The organism is Microbacterium sp. AC145 (genome assembly GCF_979258505.1).
Window position 1 is genome coordinate 95067 of record NZ_OZ409859.1, and the last position, 19223, is coordinate 114289.

General features: G+C 68.5%; 20 protein-coding genes. 15 read left to right on the top strand and 5 right to left on the bottom strand.

Annotated elements, in window-relative coordinates; all coding sequences use genetic code 11:
* Positions 1-5 precede the first annotated feature (5 nt).
* The 14 genes from ACZZZN_RS00450 to ACZZZN_RS00515 all read left to right on the top strand — a co-directional run bounded on the left by ACZZZN_RS00450 (position 6) and on the right by ACZZZN_RS00515 (position 13868).
* Complete coding sequence (locus ACZZZN_RS00450) at positions 6-1301, top strand: lyase family protein (protein ID WP_463503298.1); 1296 nt, start codon at positions 6-8, stop codon at positions 1299-1301.
* Entirely contained in the window at positions 1298-2071 is a 774-nt protein-coding gene (locus tag ACZZZN_RS00455; protein ID WP_463503299.1) for an alpha/beta fold hydrolase, read from the top strand. Before ACZZZN_RS00450 ends, ACZZZN_RS00455 begins: the two co-directional genes overlap by 4 nt.
* A complete protein-coding gene (pcaC, locus tag ACZZZN_RS00460; protein WP_463503300.1) occupies positions 2071-2463 on the top strand; it encodes a 4-carboxymuconolactone decarboxylase in 393 nt (130 codons plus the stop codon). The genes ACZZZN_RS00455 and pcaC overlap by 1 nt, the downstream gene beginning before the upstream one ends.
* Positions 2460-3221: a 3-oxoacid CoA-transferase subunit A gene (locus tag ACZZZN_RS00465; protein ID WP_463503301.1), complete on the top strand. Its 762-nt coding sequence runs from the start codon at positions 2460-2462 to the stop codon at positions 3219-3221. The genes pcaC and ACZZZN_RS00465 overlap by 4 nt, the downstream gene beginning before the upstream one ends.
* Positions 3218-3853 carry a 3-oxoacid CoA-transferase subunit B gene (locus ACZZZN_RS00470; protein WP_463503302.1) on the top strand — a complete coding sequence of 212 codons (636 nt, stop codon included), beginning with the start codon at positions 3218-3220 and terminating at the stop codon, positions 3851-3853. The genes ACZZZN_RS00465 and ACZZZN_RS00470 overlap by 4 nt, the downstream gene beginning before the upstream one ends.
* On the top strand, positions 3850-5019 hold the full coding sequence (locus ACZZZN_RS00475; protein WP_463503303.1) for a thiolase family protein: 1170 nt from the start codon (positions 3850-3852) through the stop codon (positions 5017-5019). The genes ACZZZN_RS00470 and ACZZZN_RS00475 overlap by 4 nt, the downstream gene beginning before the upstream one ends.
* A 110-nt stretch (positions 5020-5129) precedes the next feature.
* Positions 5130-6170 (top strand): LacI family DNA-binding transcriptional regulator, encoded by a 1041-nt coding sequence (locus tag ACZZZN_RS00480; protein WP_463503304.1) that lies wholly within the window; start codon positions 5130-5132, stop codon positions 6168-6170.
* Positions 6167-7129, top strand: a complete 963-nt coding sequence (locus ACZZZN_RS00485; protein WP_463503305.1) for an ABC transporter permease — start codon at positions 6167-6169, stop codon at positions 7127-7129. Before ACZZZN_RS00480 ends, ACZZZN_RS00485 begins: the two co-directional genes overlap by 4 nt.
* A 7-nt stretch (positions 7130-7136) precedes the next feature.
* Entirely contained in the window at positions 7137-8117 is a 981-nt protein-coding gene (locus ACZZZN_RS00490) for a carbohydrate ABC transporter permease (protein ID WP_463503306.1), read from the top strand.
* 37 nt (positions 8118-8154) lie between these two features.
* On the top strand, positions 8155-9768 hold the full coding sequence (locus ACZZZN_RS00495; protein WP_463503307.1) for an ABC transporter substrate-binding protein: 1614 nt from the start codon (positions 8155-8157) through the stop codon (positions 9766-9768).
* 124 nt (positions 9769-9892) lie between these two features.
* Positions 9893-11269: a glycoside hydrolase family 32 protein gene (locus tag ACZZZN_RS00500; RefSeq protein ID WP_463503308.1), complete on the top strand. Its 1377-nt coding sequence runs from the start codon at positions 9893-9895 to the stop codon at positions 11267-11269.
* A complete protein-coding gene (locus ACZZZN_RS00505) occupies positions 11247-12194 on the top strand; it encodes a carbohydrate kinase family protein (RefSeq protein WP_463503309.1) in 948 nt (315 codons plus the stop codon). The genes ACZZZN_RS00500 and ACZZZN_RS00505 overlap by 23 nt, the downstream gene beginning before the upstream one ends.
* Positions 12195-12318: 124 nt before the next feature.
* A complete protein-coding gene (locus ACZZZN_RS00510) occupies positions 12319-13059 on the top strand; it encodes an IclR family transcriptional regulator (RefSeq protein ID WP_463503310.1) in 741 nt (246 codons plus the stop codon).
* Positions 13059-13868, top strand: a complete 810-nt coding sequence (locus ACZZZN_RS00515) for an IclR family transcriptional regulator (RefSeq protein ID WP_463503311.1) — start codon at positions 13059-13061, stop codon at positions 13866-13868. Before ACZZZN_RS00510 ends, ACZZZN_RS00515 begins: the two co-directional genes overlap by 1 nt.
* A gap of 71 nt (positions 13869-13939) precedes the next feature.
* Here the strand turns inward: ACZZZN_RS00515 and ACZZZN_RS00520 are convergent, their stop codons facing one another.
* The 5 genes from ACZZZN_RS00520 to ACZZZN_RS00540 all read right to left on the bottom strand — a co-directional run bounded on the left by ACZZZN_RS00520 (position 13940) and on the right by ACZZZN_RS00540 (position 18330).
* Entirely contained in the window at positions 13940-14527 is a 588-nt protein-coding gene (locus ACZZZN_RS00520) for a VanZ family protein (RefSeq protein WP_463503312.1), read from the bottom strand.
* Positions 14528-14598: 71 nt separating this feature from the next.
* On the bottom strand, positions 14599-15261 hold the full coding sequence (locus tag ACZZZN_RS00525) for a TetR/AcrR family transcriptional regulator (protein WP_463503313.1): 663 nt from the start codon (positions 15259-15261) through the stop codon (positions 14599-14601).
* On the bottom strand, positions 15258-16190 hold the full coding sequence (locus ACZZZN_RS00530) for a shikimate dehydrogenase (protein WP_463503314.1): 933 nt from the start codon (positions 16188-16190) through the stop codon (positions 15258-15260). The genes ACZZZN_RS00525 and ACZZZN_RS00530 overlap by 4 nt, the downstream gene beginning before the upstream one ends.
* Positions 16187-16489 carry a Dabb family protein gene (locus tag ACZZZN_RS00535; protein ID WP_463503315.1) on the bottom strand — a complete coding sequence of 101 codons (303 nt, stop codon included), beginning with the start codon at positions 16487-16489 and terminating at the stop codon, positions 16187-16189. Before ACZZZN_RS00535 ends, ACZZZN_RS00530 begins: the two co-directional genes overlap by 4 nt.
* Positions 16486-18330 carry a bifunctional sugar phosphate isomerase/epimerase/4-hydroxyphenylpyruvate dioxygenase family protein gene (locus tag ACZZZN_RS00540; protein ID WP_463503316.1) on the bottom strand — a complete coding sequence of 615 codons (1845 nt, stop codon included), beginning with the start codon at positions 18328-18330 and terminating at the stop codon, positions 16486-16488. The genes ACZZZN_RS00535 and ACZZZN_RS00540 overlap by 4 nt, the downstream gene beginning before the upstream one ends.
* Positions 18331-18464: 134 nt before the next feature.
* On the opposite strand from ACZZZN_RS00540, the gene ACZZZN_RS00545 reads away from it, so the two are divergent.
* Positions 18465-19223: an IclR family transcriptional regulator gene (locus ACZZZN_RS00545; RefSeq protein WP_463503317.1), complete on the top strand. Its 759-nt coding sequence runs from the start codon at positions 18465-18467 to the stop codon at positions 19221-19223.

Here is a 19223-nt window from a genome sequence, read left to right on the forward strand (position 1 = left end):
GTGCCATGACCGCATTCGATGAGGGCCTGCTCTCACCGGTCACCGCCGGACACGATGAGCCCGTGCGCGATGCGGCCGTGCTCGACGCGATGGTCCGTGCGGAGCTGGCGCTCACTACGGCGTACCGCGAGATCGGGATGCTCTCGCAGAGCGACCACGCGGCGATCGTGCGCGCGATCGACTCCGCGCCCCCGATCGACTCCGCCTCTCTCGTCGACGATGCGGTCGCGGGAGGGAATCCGGTGATCCCGCTCGTCGCGCTCCTGAAGAGCGCGGTGCCGGAGGAACTGCGTTCGTGGGTTCACCGCGGCGCCACCAGCCAGGACATCGTCGACACGGCACTCATGATCGTCGCCCTCGTCTCGATCGAGCGCGTGCGCGAGTCTCTCGACGACGTCGATCGAGGGCTGCGCACTCTCGCCGAACAGCACGGTCGCGACCTCGTCGCCGCGCGCACCCTGACCCAGCACGCCGTGCCGACGACTCTCGGCGCTCGGATCGAGACGTGGCGACGCGGAGTGGATCGTGCGGCGGTACGTCTCGCCGCACTCGAGCTCCCGGCGCAGCTCGCGGGAGCCGCCGGAACCCGCGCCTCCTTCGCCGCGATCACCGGATCCCCCGAGCGGACCGCGTCGCTGATCGCGTGGTTCTCCCGGCACGCCGGTCTCGAGACTCCCTCTGATTCATGGCAGGTCTCCCGCTGGCCCATCACCGAGCTCGGCGATGCTCTCGTGCAGACGATCGACGCGCTCGGCAAGATCGCGGCCGACGTCACCACTCTCAGCCGCACCGAGATCGGCGAGCTGCACGAGGGCAGCGGCGGCGCATCGTCGGCCATGCCGCAGAAGCAGAACCCCGTGCAGGCGACGCTGATCCGCTCGGCCGCCCTGCGCGCACCGCAATTCGGGGCGACTCTGCATCTCGCGGCAGCACTGGCGGTCGACGAACGGCCGGACGGGGCGTGGCACGCCGAATGGCCGACTCTGCGCGAACTGCTCCGGCTCACACTCGGCGCCTCCGCGCACGCGGCCGGCCTCGTGGCGGGTCTGCGCGTCGATGCCGAGGCCGCGGCCAGGAACCTCGCGATCACCGGCGGCCTCATCGTCAGCGAGAGGCTTGCTATCGTGCTCGTGCCGCTGATCGGCCGCCCGCGATTCGACGACCTCATCGCGGCCGCGGCGGCTGGTGCCGATCTCGGCGGCCTCGTGCGCGAACTTCCCGAGGCGGTCGACCTCGATGTCGCCGCTCTGCTCGACCCCGGCGCCTACGCCGGTATCGATCGCGTCGAGGGCGACGCATGATCGCGCTCGCCTTCACCGACCCGATCGGTCCGGCTGACGCTTCGCTGCTCGTGCTCGGCCCGTCTCTCGGCACCTCGACGATCCTCTGGGAATCCGTCACTCCCGCGCTCGCGGCGACGCACCGGATCGTCGCCTGGGACCTGCCGGGGCACGGGGCCTCCGCGCCGGCAGACGGCGCGTTCTCGGTCGCCGACCTCGCCGACGCGGTCGCCGCGCGGGCGGCGGAAATCGGTGCCGAGAGCATCCGCTACGCCGGGGTCTCGCTCGGCGGCGCCGTCGGTCTCGAGCTGCTGCTGCGGCATCCGGCTCTCGTCGAGCGGGCGGCGATCGTGTGCTCGGGGGCCGTGATCGGCGAACCCGACGCCTGGCGCGAGAGGGCCGCGAAGGTGCGCGCCGAATCCACCTCGGCGCTGATCATCGGCTCGGCCGCGCGCTGGTTCGCTCCCGGCTCGATCGCACAGCACCCTGATCTCACCGGCCGTCTGCTGCACGTGCTGCAGAACGCCGATGACGAGAGCTATGCGCGCTGCTGCGAAGCGCTCGCCGCGTATGACGTGCGCGATCGGCTCGGCGAGATCCGCCTGCCGGTGCTCGCGGCCTGGGGTGCGCACGACCAGGTGACGCCCGAGAGCTCGGCACGCGTGATCGCCGAAGGTGTGCGCGACGGTCGGGCAGCGGTGATCCCCGACGCCTCGCATCTCGCCCCGGTCGACGCCCCCGATGCGGTGGCCGCGCTGCTGCAGGAGTTCCTGAACGAGAGGAGCCGGTGATGTCCGGTCCCACCGATGACGAACGTCGTGCGCAGGGTTTCGCGGTGCGCCGGGAGGTGCTCTCTGACGAGCACGTCGACCGCGCGATCGCGGCGACCACCGACCTGAACGCCGACTTCCAGGACTTCATCACCCGAGTCGCCTGGGGAGACGTCTGGTCGCGCCCGGGCCTCGATCGCCGGTCGCGGTCGATCGCCGTGCTCTCGTCGCTCATCGCACACGGGCATCACGAGGAGCTCGCGATGCACCTGCGCGCTGCCCTGCGCAACGGACTCACGGTCGACGAGATCCGCGAGGTGATCCTGCAGTCGGCGATCTACTCCGGCGTGCCGGCGGCGAACACCGCCTTCCGCATCGCCGGAGAGGTCTTCGCCGCAGAGGACCGGTCGTGATCGACAAGACGGTGTCGGATGCCGCGTCGGCCGTCGCCGGCATCGCCGACGGTGCGACCGTGATGATCGGGGGCTTCGGGCGCGCCGGGCAGCCGGTCGAGCTGATCGACGCCCTCATCGCCCAGGGGGCCGGCGACCTCACGATCGTCGCCAACAACGCGGGAAACGGCGACACGGGCCTTGCGGCACTGCTCGCGGAGCGGCGGGTGCGCAGGATCATGTGCTCGTTCCCCCGACAGCACGACTCGTGGGTGTTCGACGGTCTCTACCGTGCCGGCGAGATCGAGCTCGAGATCATCCCGCAGGGCAACCTCGCCGAGCGCATCCGTGCGGCGGGCGCGGGCATCGGGGCGTTCTTCTCGCCGACCGGCGTCGGGACCCAGCTCGCCGAGGGCAAGGAGGAGCGGACCATCGACGGTCGGCGCTATGTGCTCGAGTATCCGATCGCGGCGGATGTCGCGCTGATCAGCGCCCTCGCGGCCGACCGCTGGGGCAACCTCGTCTATCGCGAGACCGCCCGCAACTTCGGGCCGGTCATGGCGTCGGCCGCGGCGACCACCGTCGTGCAGGTCGACGAGATCGTGCCGCTCGGGTCGATCGATCCCGAGACCGTCGTGACGCCCGGTCTCTTCGTCGACCGGGTGGTCGCGGTCGGCCGGCGTGCGTGGCTCGGTGAAGACGGCTTCGTCGGCGGCGTCGACATCGAGGGGCGGCCGCTGGATGCCACAGCCAGCGGTCGCGAGGAGGCCGCACCATGACCACCCGGATCACGCGCGACGAGCTCGCGGCACGCATCGCCGCCGACATCCCCGAGGGAGCGGTCGTCAATCTCGGTATCGGGGCGCCGACGCTCGTCGCGAACTTCTTGCCCGCTGATCTCGAGATCATCCTGCATACCGAGAACGGTCTCCTCGGTATGGGGCCCGCACCCGCATCCGACCGCATCGATCCCGACCTCATCAACGCCGGTAAGCAGCCGGTCACAGCGCTGCCCGGGGCCGCGTACTTCCACCACACCGACTCGTTCGCGATGATGCGCGGCGGTCACCTCGACGTCTGTGTGCTCGGAGCCTTCCAGGTCGCGCAGAACGGCGACCTCGCCAACTGGTCGACCGGGGCGCCCGGTGCGATCCCGGCGGTCGGCGGCGCGATGGACCTCGCGATCGGAGCCAAGCAGGTGTTCGTGATGACCGATCTGCTCGCGAAGGACGGCTCGTCGAAGCTCGTCGCCGAGTGCTCGTACCCGCTCACCGGTGTCGGATGCGTGACCCGCGTCTACACCGACCACGCGGTCTTCGATGTGGTCGACGGATGCTTCGTCGCGCGCGAGACCTTCGGCGACAACACTCTCGATTCGCTGCGCATGCTGACCGGATTGGATCTCTCATGACCGCCTCGTTCGTCTACGACGCCGTGCGCACTCCGTTCGGGCGCGCGGGCGGCGCGCTGTCGGGTATCCGACCCGACGACCTCGCGGCCGTGACGCTCCGGGCGATCGTCGAGCGCACCGGGACCGACCCGTCGCGCATCGACGACGTGCTGCTCGGCGACGCCAATCAGGCGGGGGAGGACAACCGCGACGTCGCCCGGTTCGCGGCCCTGCTCGCCGGGTTCCCGACCTCCGTGCCCGGCGCCACGGTGAACCGGCTGTGCGGATCGAGTCTCGAGGCCGTGATCCAGGGCTCTCGCGCGATCGAGACGGGCGACGCCGAGATCGTGCTCGCCGGCGGTGTCGAGTCGATGAGCAGAGCACCGTACGTGGTCGAGAAGTCGGCCAAGCCGTGGCCGGCGGTCGGCAACCAGACGATGTGGAACACGGCGATCGGGTGGCGGATGACCAACCCCGCGCTGCCGAAGGAGTGGACGATCTCGAACGGGGAGTCCGCCGAGAAGCTCGCCTCGATCTTCGGGATCACGCGGGACGAGCAGGATGCGTTCGCGCTGCGCAGCCACCGTCGGGCCGCCCAGGCGTGGTCTGACGGCGTCTTCGACCGCGAGGTCGTCGCGGTGCCGGGTGTGGAGCTCGCGCGCGACGAGGGCATCCGCGATGACACGACTCTGGGAAAGCTCGGTGGTCTGCGCGCGCTCTTCGCCGCAGACGGCACCGTCACGGCGGGCAACTCTTCGCCGATCAACGATGGGTCCTCGGCCGTGCTGCTCGGGGCTGAAGGCGCCGTCGAGGGTGAGCCGCTGGCGCGCATCGCCGGCCGCGGGGTCTTCGGCAACGATCCGGATGTCTTCGGCATCGCCCCGGTGGAGGCGGCGAACCGGGCACTCGCCCGCGCAGGCCGCACCTGGGCCGACGTCGACCTGGTCGAGCTCAACGAGGCGTTCGCGTCGCAGTCGCTCGCGTGCCTCGCCGGGTGGCCCGACCTCGACCCCGAGCGCGTGAACATGCACGGCGGGGCGATCGCCATCGGGCATCCGCTCGGTGCCTCGGGCGGGCGCATCATCGCGCGGGCCGCGCACGAGCTGCGTCGACGCGGTGGCGGCATCGCGGTGGTCGCGCTGTGCATCGGGGTGGGGCAGGGACTCGCGCTCGTGCTCGAGCGGTGAGTCTCGCGACCGTCGACCGTCGTCCGTTCCGGGTCGCTTGACAGCTCCCGGTCGGAGGGCGTACATTCTGATCAGTCATACGATTAACTAGTCCACGAGGAGGTGGCGGCATGGGACGCAGGGCGAGCGGGACAGCCACGATGCGGCAGGTGGCGGAACGCGCGGGAGTCTCCCAGGCCACCGTGTCCCTCGTTCTCAACAACGTCGGCGGAAGCCGCGTCAACGAGGTCACCCGCCAGCGTGTGCTCGACACGGTCGACGAGCTCGGATACCGCACCAACGCCTTCGCGAAGTCACTGCGCAGCGGCGAGTCGGGCATGATCGGATTCATCTCCGACGAGGTCGCCAGCTCGCCGTTCGCCGGCCACCTTCTCAAGGGTGCGCAGATGCTCGCGTGGGAGACCGGCAACGTGATCCTGAGCGTCGACACCTACAACGAGCCTGATCTCGAAGCGGCGGCCATCGACATGATGCTCTCGTATCGCGTCACAGGCGTCGTCTACGCGTCGATGTACCACCGGGTGCTCGATCTTCCCGAAGGGCTGAATGCGGTGCCGACGGTCGTCGTCAACGCGCAGGAGCGCTCGCAGCGCGTGCCGAGCGTCTTCCCCGACGAGGAGCGCGGTGGCTACGACGCCACCCGGCAGCTCATCGAGGCCGGGCACAGGCGCATCGCGATGATCAACATCCAGCCGGAGGGCAGCGACCTCCCCGCCGGCGTCGGACGACTGGCCGGCTATCGTCGTGCGCTCGCCGAAGCCGGCATCGCCGAGCCGCGCGGTCTGGTCAAGTACGGCGGCGGCATCGTCGAGGACGGGCTCGCTCTCACCCTCGAGCTCATGGATGCCAGCGAGCCGCCGACCGCGATCTTCTGCGGAAACGACCGGACGGCGTGGGGGGCCTACCGGGCGCTCGAGTCGCGGGGGCTGAGCGTCCCCGATGACTGTTCGATCGTGGGCTTCGACAACCACGAGATGCTCGCGCCCATTCTCGACCCCGGCCTCTCGACCATCGAGCTCCCCTATGAGCAGATGGCCCGGACCGGGATCGAGCTGCTGCTGTCCGGCGGCGAACCGCCGACGATGTCGAATCCAATAGAGTGCGTCCCGATCCTGCGCGGGTCGGTCGCTGATGCGAAGGTGCATGCATGACCACACACGCTCCCGTCGAGTCCGCTCCGGCGACCACGAAACGCAGAGGAAGAGTGCGCTCGCACCTTCGACGTGCGCTGCGGTCGTGGCAGTTATACGTATTACTAGTTCCTGCGGTGCTGTACGTCCTCATCTTCAAGTACTGGCCGATGTACGGCGCGCAGATCGCGTTCCGCGACTACAACCCGGCGCTCGGATTCTCAGGCAGCCCGTGGGTGGGCCTGGAGCACTTCATCCGGTTCGTCACCTCGTTCCAGTTCGGGCGGTTGATCGAGAACACCCTGACCGTGAACGCGCTGGGGCTGCTCATCGCGTTCCCGGTGCCGATCATCCTGGCGTTGGTCGTCAACCAGCTCCAGAGCCCGCGCTTCAAGAAGTTCACCCAGACGGTGCTCTACGCCCCGTCCTTCATCTCGGTCGTGGTCGTGGTGGGCATGATCTTCCTGCTCTTCTCGCCGCGCTCGGGCATCGTGAACAACGCGATCACCCTGTTCGGGGGTGAGCCGGTGTTCTTCATGGGCTCGCCGGAGTGGTTCCGCCCCCTCTACATCGGGTCGGACATCTGGCAGAACGCCGGCTTCTCGATGATCGTGTACCTCGCGGCGCTCACGGCCATCGATCCCGCCCTGCACGAAGCAGCGCGCGTCGACGGCGCGAACAAGTGGCAGCGCATCAAGCACATCGACATCCCCGGGATCATGCCGGTGATCACCATCCTCTTCATCCTGGCGATCGGAAACCTTTTGAACCTCGGGTTCGAGAAGGTGCTGCTGATGCAGACCGACCTGAACCTGCCGATGTCCGAGGTCATCCAGACGTACGTCTACAAGATCGGCCTCCAACAGGCGCAATTCAGCTATTCGGCCGCCATCGGCCTGTTCAACTCCCTGATCAACCTCGTCCTGCTGCTGACCTTCAACGCGGTCGCGAAGCGGGCCGGACAATCGACCCTTTGGTGATGACGCCATGACTGACACCCTCTCCGCTCCCGCGGCGCCCACGCACTCCTCGCGCCCCGGCCGACCCGCCGGTGACCCCGGTCGGCACATCCGACGCGGGTCGTGGCGCGAACGCGCCGCCGATCCAGCCTTCAACATCATCGCCGTGGGGATGCTGGTGGTGGCGATCATCGCCATCCTGTATCCCCTGTACTTCATCGTGATCGCATCGGTGAGCGAGCCGTCCGAGATCCTCAACGGCAACGTCTGGCTCTGGCCGCAGGGGTTCACGCTCGAGGGGTACACGCGCATCTTCTCGGACTCCACGATCCTCCGCGGGTTCGCGAACTCCGTGCTCTACACGATCGTCGGCACCGCCATCAGCGTGGCGACGATCCTGTGCGCCGCATACGCGCTGTCGCGCAAGGACCTCTACGGGCGCACCTTCTTCATGCTGCTGTTCATCATCACGATGTTCATCGACGGCGGTCTCATCGCGCGCTATCTCGTCGTCCGCGACCTGGGAATGCTCGACACGATCTGGGCGATCGTCCTTCCGGGTGCCGTCGGCGTCTGGAACCTCATCATCGCCCGCGCCTTCTTCGAGAACAACGTGCCTCACGAGCTCCGCGAAGCCGCGCAGCTCGACGGCGCCAACGACTTCCGCTTCTTCTTCCGGATCGTGCTCCCGCTGTCGAAGCCGCTCATCTTCCTGATGATCATGATCCACCTCGTGGCGAACTGGAACGCCTTCTTCGATGCGCTGATCTTCCTCGACGACGAGAGCAAGTACCCGCTGCAGCTCGTGCTGCGCAACGTGCTCATCCAGTCCGAGGTCTCCTCTGCCGGCGGCACAGGAGCGCTCGATTCCTACGCCGCAGCCCAGCGTCTGGGCGAGCTGATCAAGTACGGAATGATCGTCGTCTCCACGATCCCGCTGCTGATCGTCCTGCCCTTCATGCAGAAGCAATTCACCAAGGGCGCCCTCCTCGGCGCCGTCAAGAGCTGACCCCCTCCGTGTTCCGCACCCCAACAGAAAGCACATCATGAGACATCGCCGTTTCTTCATCGCTTCGTCCGCGCTCGTCGTCGGCACGCTGCTGCTCGCCGGATGCTCCGGCGGCGGTGGCACCACCGAGATCGAAGACAGATCAGCCGACTTCGGCTTCAACTACGAGGGGCTCCCCATCGTCGACGAGACCCTCACTCTGACCTTCGGCGGGTCGAAGGCCGCTCTCGCTCCCGACTACTCCGAGATGGAGCTCGTGCAGCAGTGGGAAGCCGACACCAACATCGCGATCGAGTGGGAGAACCTGCCCGATCAGGTCTACGCGGAGAAGAAGAACCTCATGCTCGCCAGTGGCGAGCTGCCGGACGTGCTCTTCAACAGCGGGCTCTCGGATGCCGAGATCGTGCAGAACGGCAGCAACGGCACGTTGCTCCCGCTCGAGGATCTGATCGCCGAGCACGCGCCGACGCTCACCGCGATCCTCGAAGAACGCCCCGACATCCGCGCCGCGATCACGGCGTCGGACGGCCACATCTACACTCTTCCCTCGGTCGAGGAGCTGGGTCTCGTCGCGTATCCGAACTTCCTCTACATCAACACCGCCTGGCTCGACGCGCTGGGCCTGCCGATGCCGACGACGATCGACGAGTACCACGACGCCCTCGCGGCGTTCGCGACCCGGGATCCGAACGGCAACGGCGCAGCAGACGAGATCCCGCTCAGCTTCAGGACCGACTCCTTCGCGGCCAACCCGCACGACCTCATCGCCGCGCTCGGCGGACAGCCGGAGAACAACGACCACCGCATCGTCCGCGACGGCACTGTGGAGTTCACCGCGAACACCGACGAGTACAAGGCAGGGGTCTCGGCGCTCGGCGACTGGTACGCCGAGGGACTGATCGACCCCGAGTCGTTCTCGCAGGACGACGTCGCCTATCTGTCGAAGGGCAAGTCCGGGACGCCGATCATCGGCTCCTTCTTCTGGTGGGAGCTCAAGGAGATGGTCGGCGACGATCGGCTGGGCGACTATGCGCTGGTCGGCATCCTCGAGGGGACCGACGGCGAACGCCTGGCCAGCGTCTCGAACAACCAGGAGATCGGCCGCGGGGCGATGGCGATCACCCGTGAGAACAAGTACCCCGCAGCGACCATCCGCTGGGCTGATCGCCTGTTCGACCCGACGATGTCCGCGCAGTCGAACTGGGGTCCGATCGGCGTCACCCTGGAGGAGGACGCCGACGGCATGCTCGTGCAGATCCCCGCGGCCGCGGGTGAGTCCGAGGGCGAGCGTCGGCAGCGGGTCGCGCCGGGCGGACCCAAGATCACCACGACGGAGGACTTCGAGACGGTCGTGGCTCCCGAGCCGCGCGCGAAGGAGCGGCAGGACCTGGTCAACGAGTTCTACGCCCCGTACCAGGCGAACGAGGGATACCCGCCCGTGCTGCTCTCGAACGACGAGCTCGACCGCGTCTCCTTCGCGACCACCGACATCAACACGCTCGTCAAGGAGAAGTTCGCCTCGTGGATCGTGAAGGGCAACGTCGACGGCGAGTGGGAGTCGTACGTCTCCCAGCTCGAGTCGCTGGGCGTCGACGACGTCATCGCCACCTATCAGCAGGCTTACGACCGCTTCCAGAAGGGCGGTGAGTAAGACCCTCTCTCGGGTGGGGCGACGCGTGCACTGAGCCTCGCCCCACCCCGCACCCGACACGCCTGCCCATCCGATACGCCGACCATCCGACACGGATGCCCGCTCCCGACGCCACAGGAACCCCGTGACCTTTCTTCCCCTCACCCATACCGCCTCGTTGCGCCCCGTCGCCCACTTCACGGCGAAGGAGTCCTGGCTCAACGATCCGAACGGACTGCTCTACCACGACGGCACGTATCACCTCTTCTTCCAGACCAACCCGCACGGCAACGTCTGGGGCAACCTCTCATGGGGGCACGCGACCTCGACCGATCTGGTCTCCTGGGTCGAGCAGGACGTGGCGATCCGGTTCACCGACGACGAGATGGTCTTCTCGGGCAGCGCGGTGGCCGATGTGCGCAACACCGCGGGCTTCGCAGGACCGGGCGAGACCGCACTCGTCGCGATCTACACCAGCGCCACCGCGCGGCGCGAGGACGGCCGGGGCGCTCAGGCGCAGTCCCTGGCCTACAGCCTCGATTCCGGATCGACGTGGACGCGGTACGCCGGCAATCCCGTCCTCGACATCGGCTCCGATGAATTCCGCGACCCGAAGGTCTTCTGGCACGGCGGCGATGAGGGCCACTGGGTCATGGTGGCCGTCGAGGCCGTCGCACAGCGAGTCGTGATCTACACCTCGACCGATCTCATCCGATGGACCTTCGCCTCGCACTTCGGGCCCGCGCACGCCGTCGGGGGCGTGTGGGAATGCCCCGATCTCTTCCCTCTGACGGTCGAGGGCACGGACGACACCCGTTGGGTGCTGATCGTCAGCATGAACCCCGGCGGGATCGCGGGCGGGTCGGGCGCGCAGTACTTCGTCGGCGACTTCGACGGAGTCGCCTTCACTCCTGAACGACTGGTCGATTCGACGGATCTCGTCGACTTCGACTGGCTCGACTACGGTCGCGACTACTACGCCGCGGTGTCGTTCAACGACGCCCCCGACGGGCGCCGACTGATGATCGGATGGGCCAGCAACTGGGACTACGCCACCCAGACCCCGACGGCACCGTGGCGGTCGGCCATGTCGCTCGTCCGAGAGGTGCGTCTCGTCCGCGGAGCAGATGGCGTGCACCGCGTCGCGCAGCGACCTGTGCTGCCCGAAGACAGAGAGGGCCTCTCGGTCTTCGAGCTGACGGTGCCGTCTGCCCCGGGGGATCGGCATGCCCTCACCCTCTCGGGCGGCTCGGGCGAGCGTCTCGTCATCACGGTCGACGGTGACGACCGCAGCATCACCTGCGATCGCACGCGGAGCGGCGCGACGGGGTTCCACGCGAGCTTCCCCTCCGTCGACTCCGCGCCGCTGCCGGCGGATGCTGCCGAGTCCGTCGACGTCATGATCGTGGTCGACGCCATGATCGTCGAGATCTACGCCGGTGGCGGCCTCGTCACCCTGACCGAGCAGGTCTTCCCCCGGGAGCCGTTCGGGAGCATCCATGTCGAATCCCTCGCCGACTGACGTGATCGCTGCGTCGGGAGGTCGGTCGCGGTCGGATCTGCAGGTGCTCGTCGTCGGTGAAGCGCTGATCGACATCATCGACAACGGTGGCGAGAGCATCGAGCACGTCGGGGGCAGCCCGGCGAACGTGTCCCTGGGGCTCGGGCGTCGAGGCATCGGAGTGGGACTGCTGTCGCAGCTCGCGGAGGACGTGCGCGGTCGGATGATCGTGGATCACCTCGAGGCCTCGGGCGTCACGGTGCTCCCTCAGTCGATGACGGCCACATCCACGTCGACCGCGCGCGCACGCGTCGCGGCGGACGGGCAGGCGACGTACGAGTTCGACATCGAGTGGCCGGCGATCACCATGCCGAGCGATGTCGCCCCGCACCTGGTTCACACGGGATCCATCGCGGCTTTCCTCGAACCGGGTGCCTCGTCGATCCGTCGTCTTCTGCGAGAGACGGATGCTGCGCAGATCACGTTCGATCCCAACATCCGGCCGGCGCTCGTCGGCGGGCGTGATGAGGCGCTCGCTGCCTTCGAAGCGACCGCGCGTCTCGCGAACGTCGTGAAGATGAGCGATGAGGACGCGTCGTGGCTGTATCCCGAGGCCGACGCCGACCGTGTCATCGACGGCGTCCTCGGGCTCGGGCCGTCGCTGGTGGCACTCACGCTCGGGGAACGCGGAGCCATCGTCGCCACAGCGGATCACCGGGTGGCGATCCCGGCCGTCTCCGTCGACGCGGTCGACTCGATCGGTGCCGGCGACACGTTCATGGCGTCGCTGATCCGTTCGGTGCTGGAGTTCGGAAGCACGGGGCTGAAACCTCGGATGCTGCACGCCATCGGCCGTGCGGCGGTATCGGCGGCGGCGATCACGGTGAGCCGTGCGGGGGCGGACCTGCCCTGGGAATCGGAGCTCAGCGGCGTGACCTCGCACTGAGCGATCCGGTCCGCCCGGTCGCAGACCCGCCTCGGCGACCGTGCCAGTCCCACTCAGTGGAACGCCAGGACCATTGCTCCCGGGGACTGTTGCCCGGGGCGCGAAGTCGAACGATACTGCAGTCATGCGATCCGCTCTCAATGGTGAGCCGGTGTCCGTGCTCGAGCGGATCCTCGCCATACTCGACACGGTCCGTGAGTCCCACGGCTCGACGACCGTCACCCAGCTCGCTCGCGCCACCGGCATCCCGAAGTCGAGCGTCTCGCGACTCGTGGGCGATCTCGTACGGAAGCGATATCTGATGCGCGCCGACGACGGCGTCGTGATCGGATTGCGACTGTTCGAGTTGGGAGCGCGGGCGAGCACACCGCGCCGGCTGAGCGTCGCCGCACTGCCGGTTCTCGCGGCGCTGTCGAACGCGACCGGTGAGCATCTGAACGTCGCGGTGCAGGAGGGGCAGGACATGCTCTCCGTGATCTCGGTGCGCGGAAGGCTGCGTCCCGTGCCGTCGCGCGCGGGCGTGCGGGTGCCCTCGGTGACGACGGCGCTCGGCAAGGCGGTGCTGGCTTTCACCGAGCACGACGCGACGCTCGCCCGCATGCTCGCCGGGTTCGATCGCAGCGGGCGACAGGAGTTCGAGCGTGAGCTCGGCACCGTGCGCAGCGCGGCGGTGGCGATCGACCGCTGCGTGACGTTCCCCGGCGTCGTCGGAGTGGCCAGCCCTGTGCTCTCGCCCGACCGTCAGCCCATCGCAGCGATCTCCGTCGCCGGCCCGGTGTCGGACATGGACCCCGAGCGCATCGCACCGCTCGTGCGGCACGCCGCGCTCGCGCTCACGGCCCGCCTTGCGCTGCAGGTCGCGTGATGACGCAGGGCGGGGCGGGTGCGGACGCGCTGGGTGTGCTCGATCGGATGACCTGCGTGCTCGAGGCCTTCGACCAGGATGACGCGGGGTTGGGGATCTCCGAACTGGCGATGCGCGCCGACCTGCCGAAGTCGACCGTGTCTCGTCTCGTCGCGACCCTCGTGCGCCAGAGGTACCTCGAGCGCGACGGCACGCTCATCCATCTGGGACTCCGGTTGTTCGAGCTCGGGCAGCTCGCCGAGCAGCCCCGTGAGCTTCGCGCGTCGGCGCTTCCCGTCATGGCAGACCTGCGCGGCAAGACCGGTGAGAGCGTGCACCTCGCCATCCGCGACGGCGGCGAGATGGTCTGCGTCGCCGCGATGCGGGGCGGGCCGCTCTCGCCGTCGACGGTCCGGACCGGACAGCGGCTCTCCCTGCATGCCACCGCCCTGGGAAAAGCAGTGCTGGCGCACGAGACGCCCGCCGTGGTCGACGACGTGCTCGCGCTCGAGCTGCGACCGCGCACCCGGCGCACCATCACGGATCCGGTGGAGGTGAGGCGCCAGCTGGCCGACATCAGACGGGGAGACCTCGCGATCGAGGTGGGCGAGTACGACGAGGGCGTCTCGTGTGCGGCGGTCACCGTCTCGACGCCGTCGCGGGCGCCGATCGCGGCGCTGTCGATCTCGGGAAGCACCGAGGGCTTCGACGCCGACCGTCACGCGTCCGCGATCCGCGGCGCCGCTCTCGCGCTCGGACGCAGGCTCGCATCGGGCGGGGGATCCTCCGGTGTCCGATCTCACGGGAGTCGACAGCACGGCGACGCCTGAGCACACGGAGCGGTGATGGCCTCGAGAGGGCCGTCGCAAGCGCCTGGGCGTCCGAATACGGCCAGCGCGGATCAGGTCGGCCGGCTGCTCGCGGGCTCACGCGCGGGCTCGCGCACCGGCCAGCGGAACCGTCGAACGAATCCATCGACCGTCTTCGAGCGCGTCATGAGGACGAACAGGCCGTAGCCGATCATCCCGCCCAGGATGTTCGTCAGCCAGTCGTTGATGTCCGCGAGGTGCCCGCCGAGCGCGAGCCGTGCAGTGGCCATCTGCGCCAGCTCGATGGCGAGGCTCGCACCGGCCACGATCGACAGCACCTTCCACCAGGTCGGACGCGCGATGAGCAGCGGGACGAGCCCACCGAGGGGGACGAACACCGCGACGTTGATGAGAGCGTCCTCCACCCCGTAGTCGACGAACGGCACGAGGTAGAGCGCCAACGGGCGCGGCCCGTCGTAGAACCCTGTCCCGACGCGGAGGAAGATCGGGAAGACGGTGTTGGCGAGCACTCCGCCGGCGTAGACCGCGAGCACCGCGGCGACACTCGCCCGAGCGAGCGTGACGCGCCCGCGGGAGCGGAGGACCCAGATCAGCACGAGGAACACCACGACCCCGAACGGGATGACGATCGGGAGCAGGGGCACTTCGACGAACTTCATTCACTGCTTCCGATGACTCCGTGGTGCGGTGCAGGAGCACCGCCTCGATCGTACAAGCTGAGCGGTGAGCGCTAGCCTCGACGTCGGTCGGTCATCAGCGCCACGAGCAGGTCGCCCACGAGGCGGCGGTGGGAATCCTGCAACGCGGGCTCGAGCATGTCCCTGTTGAAGATCGCGGCGAACGTGTGCCGATTGGCCACATGGAAGCACGCGTACGCGCTGATCACCATGTGCACGTCGAGCGCATCGATGTCGTTGCGGAAGAGACCTTCGCCGACCCCACGCTCGATCACGCTCTCGAGTACCGTGACGGCGGTGACGTTCTCCCGGAGGATGGCTTCGGAACGCCGGAGGTGCTCGGCACGATGGATGTTCTCGATGCTCACGAGCTTGATGAACGCCTCGTGCGTGGTGTGGTGGTCGTACGTCGTCTCGGCGATGGTGCGCAGGGCTTCGACGGGTGTCAGCTCGTCGACGTTCACCTCGCGCTCGACCTGTCGGATCTGGGCGTAGACCCGCTCGAGCGCCGCGAGGTAGAGCCCGTCCTTCGAACCGAAGTAGTAGTAGATCATGCGCTTCGTCGTGCGCGTCCGCGCCGCGATCTCGTCGACGCGTGCCCCGGCGAAGCCGTTCGCCGCGAACTCCGCCGTGGCGACGTCGAGGATGTCGCTCTGGGTGCGCATCGCCCGTTCGGTGACCAGTCCGTCGCCTGTCACGAGAGCGTCATCGCTCATGGACCGTTCCTTCCCGCTCCGGAGGGATCCTCGGCGTTCACGAGCATACGGAAGTGCCGTCGCATCCTGTCGCGATCGGGATGCATCCCCGTGATGATCTGCAGACTCGCGAACGCCTGGCCGACAGCCATCCGGCCGCCGTCGAGCACCTGGTGACCGCGCTCGGCCGCCCCGCGGATGAGCTGCGTCTCGAGCGGTCGGTAGACGATGTCGGAGACCCACGCCCCCTGTGCGAGCAGGCTGAGGTCGAACGCGATGCCGGGATGATGGAGCATCCCGAGCGGCGTTGCGTGCACGACGCCGCTCGCGGCGGCGATCGCCGAGGCCAGGTCCGCCGGGGCGAGGGACTCGATCTCCCGTCCGGGAAAGAGCTCCCGCATGCGCCCGGCGAGCTCTGCGCTGCGATGGTGGTCGGCGTCGGAGAGATCCACTCGGCGTGCACCCTCCGACAGGAGAGCGTATGCGGTCGCGGCGCCCGCGCCTCCACAGCCGATCTGCACGACGTGATCCAACGATGCTCGGCGCAGACCGGAGCGGAGGGCGTCGCGGTAGCCCATCCAATCGGTGTTGTAGCCGATGCGACGCCCGTCGTCGAAGACCACGAGATTCACGGCGCGCAGGTGGGCGGCATCAGGATGCAGATCGTCGACCAGGTCGAGGACGAGCTGCTTGCACGGGTGCGTGATGTTGACCGCCGCGAAGCCAGCGGCCTGGGTTTCGCGCAGCATCGCCTCGACGTCGGATGCGGGTCGACGGAGTTCGATCAGGTCGAGGATCCGGTACGTGTAGTCGAGACCCAGCGCGCGCCCCTCGACCTCGTGCATGGCCGGCGTGAGCGATGCACCGATGCCCTCTCCGATGAGGCCGACGACGAAGCGCCCGGCGCGTCGTCGGGCGGCGAGCGTCTGCTCCTCGATGCCGTGCGTCACGAGTTCTCCGCAAGTTCGAAGTCGACCGTCGCGAGGGAGGTCTTCACCGCGGTGGAGATGCGGAGCACCTCGGCGTGCGCAGGATGCCGGGTGTATGCGGCAAGGCCTTCGAGGTCGTCGAAGTCCGCGACGATCGCGATCTCGTGCGACGCCGGACCGCGGAGCACGTCCTCGCCGACGGTGAGGCTGCGCAGCTCGGGGATCTTCGCCGGCAGCTCGCGGAGCAGCGTCATCCAGTCCGCGCGCTGCTCGGTGGTGAACGCCGGCACGAAGCGGAAGACGGCCACGTGCCGGATCATCCCGCGGCTCCCCGTGTCGACGCGCGATGCTCGAACTGTGCCGCGAGGCGGACGGGGGCGTTCTGCGCGCCGAAGCCCGCGTAGCCCGCCCGCCGCTCGACCACCTCGAGGAACAGGCTCCCGACGGGCTGCGTGTAGAAGTGCAGGAATTCGCCGTCGCCGCTCTGGTCGTACATGACGTTCAGTTCGCGCATCTCGGCGAGGAGGTCCGGTTCGAGCCGGAACCGTGCGGCGATGTCGTCGTAGTAGTTCGCGGGGATCTCGAGCGGCCTGAACCCGCGGCCGCGGGCGGCCCTCGCGAGTGCGAGGACATCGGTGCTCGCGAACGCGATGTGCTGCGCCAGGATCTCGTCGCCGCGCGCCCCCGAGGGCACGCGGTTGAGGGCGATGCGCAGCACACCGTCGCTGCTCCGCAGCACCTGACTGCGTACGAGACCGGTGGGGGCGGCCACCTCGGCCGACGCTTCGGTGCGCAGGTCGAGCACCGAACGCAGGAACAGCACCGCCGCATCGAAGTGCTGCCACGGCTGCGCGAGGTTGACGTGATCCACACCGTCGACCATCCCCGCGTCATCCTCGTCGGGGATGCCGAACTCGCCGACCCACTCGGGTTCCTCGCCGATCTCGGCACCGAAGAAGACCTCCGATCCGTCCGGTGCGCGGACGCCGACCAATGCCTCCTCGCCTGCGCCCGCGTCGCGCGGCACCTCGGGAGCGAAGAGGTCTTTCGCGCGGCGCAGGGCGGAGGCAGGGTCCTCGACCGTGAGTCCGATCCCCGCCACGGTGGGCTGTGCTCCCGCCGCATCCGGGGCGCCGAGCACGATCCGCGCCGCCCCCTGCGACCACAGCTCCACCGGCTTCGTCCGGTGTCCGCCGTGCGACCGGAATCCGAGCTGGTGCAGGAGGCCCCTGAGATCGGGAATCTCGCCGGAGCGCAGCTCGACGTAGTTGAGGCCGGTGGGCGGGTCGACCGCTCCGAGAGCGGCAGCCGTCATCGACGAGGCTCGGCCGGCGACGTCGGCTCCCACGGATGTCGCGCCGAGGTGCTCCAGCCACCGCAGCGATCTGCGCGCGGCGACCGCGGTCTCGATCGGGTCGGTCTGCCGATACGTGTCGTTGAAGATCTCGAGGGAGATCGGACCGTCGTAGCCCGTGCGCATCAGGTGGCCCATGAAGGATCCGAGGTCGAAGCCGCCCTCGCCGGGGAACACACGATGGTGGCGACTCCACGAGAGCACATCCATCGACAGGAGTGGCGCATCGGCCATCTGCACGAAGAAGATCCTGTCGGCGGGGATCGTCTCGATCGCCTCCGGGCTGTGACCCTTGGACAGGATGTGGAAGCTGTCGAGGCACACTCCGATGCGCTCGTGGTCGGCCATCCTCACGATCCGCGCGGCCACCTCGTAGTCGTCCACGAATCGGCCCCACGCGAGCGCTTCGTACGCGACGCGGACGCCGAAGGTGTCGGCGAGATCACCCAGCCGGCGCAGCTGGGTCGCGGCGAGCTGCTCGTCGCCGCTGCGCGCCGTCGCGACGTTGCTGCACAGCAGCATGGTCTCGATGCCGAGGCGATTCATGAGGGAGAACTTCGCCTCGGCCCGTCGGAGGTTCTGCTGGAGCAGATCGGGACCCACGCCCTCGAAATCACGGAACGGCTGATAGAGGTCGAGAGTGAGCCCGAGATCCTCTGCTCGGGCGCGGATCGACTCGGGGGAGTGGGGTGACCCGATGAGGTCGGGTTCGAAGATCTCCACGCCGTCGAACCCGGCCTCGTGAGCGGCTGCGAGCTTCTGGTCGAGGGTGCCGCTCAGGCAGACGGTGGCGATCGAGGTGCGCATGAGGCCTCTCCTGCGGAGGCCGACACTGGCACCCGCGAGTTCTGTGAACAGCATTGCATCGATACGTACTAACTAGTACGTTCATGACCAAAGGTCGGTCGACGACGATTCAACCTGTTGGGAGTGGATACTCGATGACGAGTCTCACCGAATGGAACACATCCCCCGCCGAGACGGGGGAGCCGGTCTCCGTGCTCGATCGGATCATCGCGATCCTCGAAGCGGTGCGCCTGTCGGGAGGATCGATCACGATCACCGACCTTGCCACAGAGACGGGTATGCCGAAGTCGACCGTGTCGCGGCTCGCGGCAGATCTCACCCGGCAGCGCTACCTCGACCGTTCCGAAGACGGCGTCGCTCTCGGCATGCGACTGTTCGAGCTCGGTGCCCGGGCGAGCCTTCCCCGTCGGCTGCTCGCCGCAGCGGGACCCGTCATCCGCAACCTCCGCGATGTCACGGGCGAGCGCGTCGGGCTCTGGGTGCAGCAGGGAACCGACATGGTGTCGATCGCCGCCGTGGCCGGCCGCCTCCCCATGCTCCCGACGCGGGCGGGCACCCGCTCGCCCGCACTGACCACCGCGAGCGGAAAGGCATATCTCGCCTTCTGCACCGATCGGGCGGTGGTCGAGCGCGTCAGCGCGCCGCTCGTCCGCGGCGAGGCGGATGACTTCCGCGATGAGCTCAGCCATGTGCGCTCATCGGTGATCGCGATGGACCGCGAGGTGGCGTACCCGGGAATCCTCGCGGTGGCCAGCCCTGTGCTCTCCTCAGCCAGGTCGGTCGTCGGTGCGATCTCGATCGCGGGGCCCGCCGAAGCGATGGATGCCGAGCGCGTCGCGCCGCTCGTGCGCGCCGCCGGAGTGGCGTTGAGCCGCCGCTTCGCGGCGGCTTAG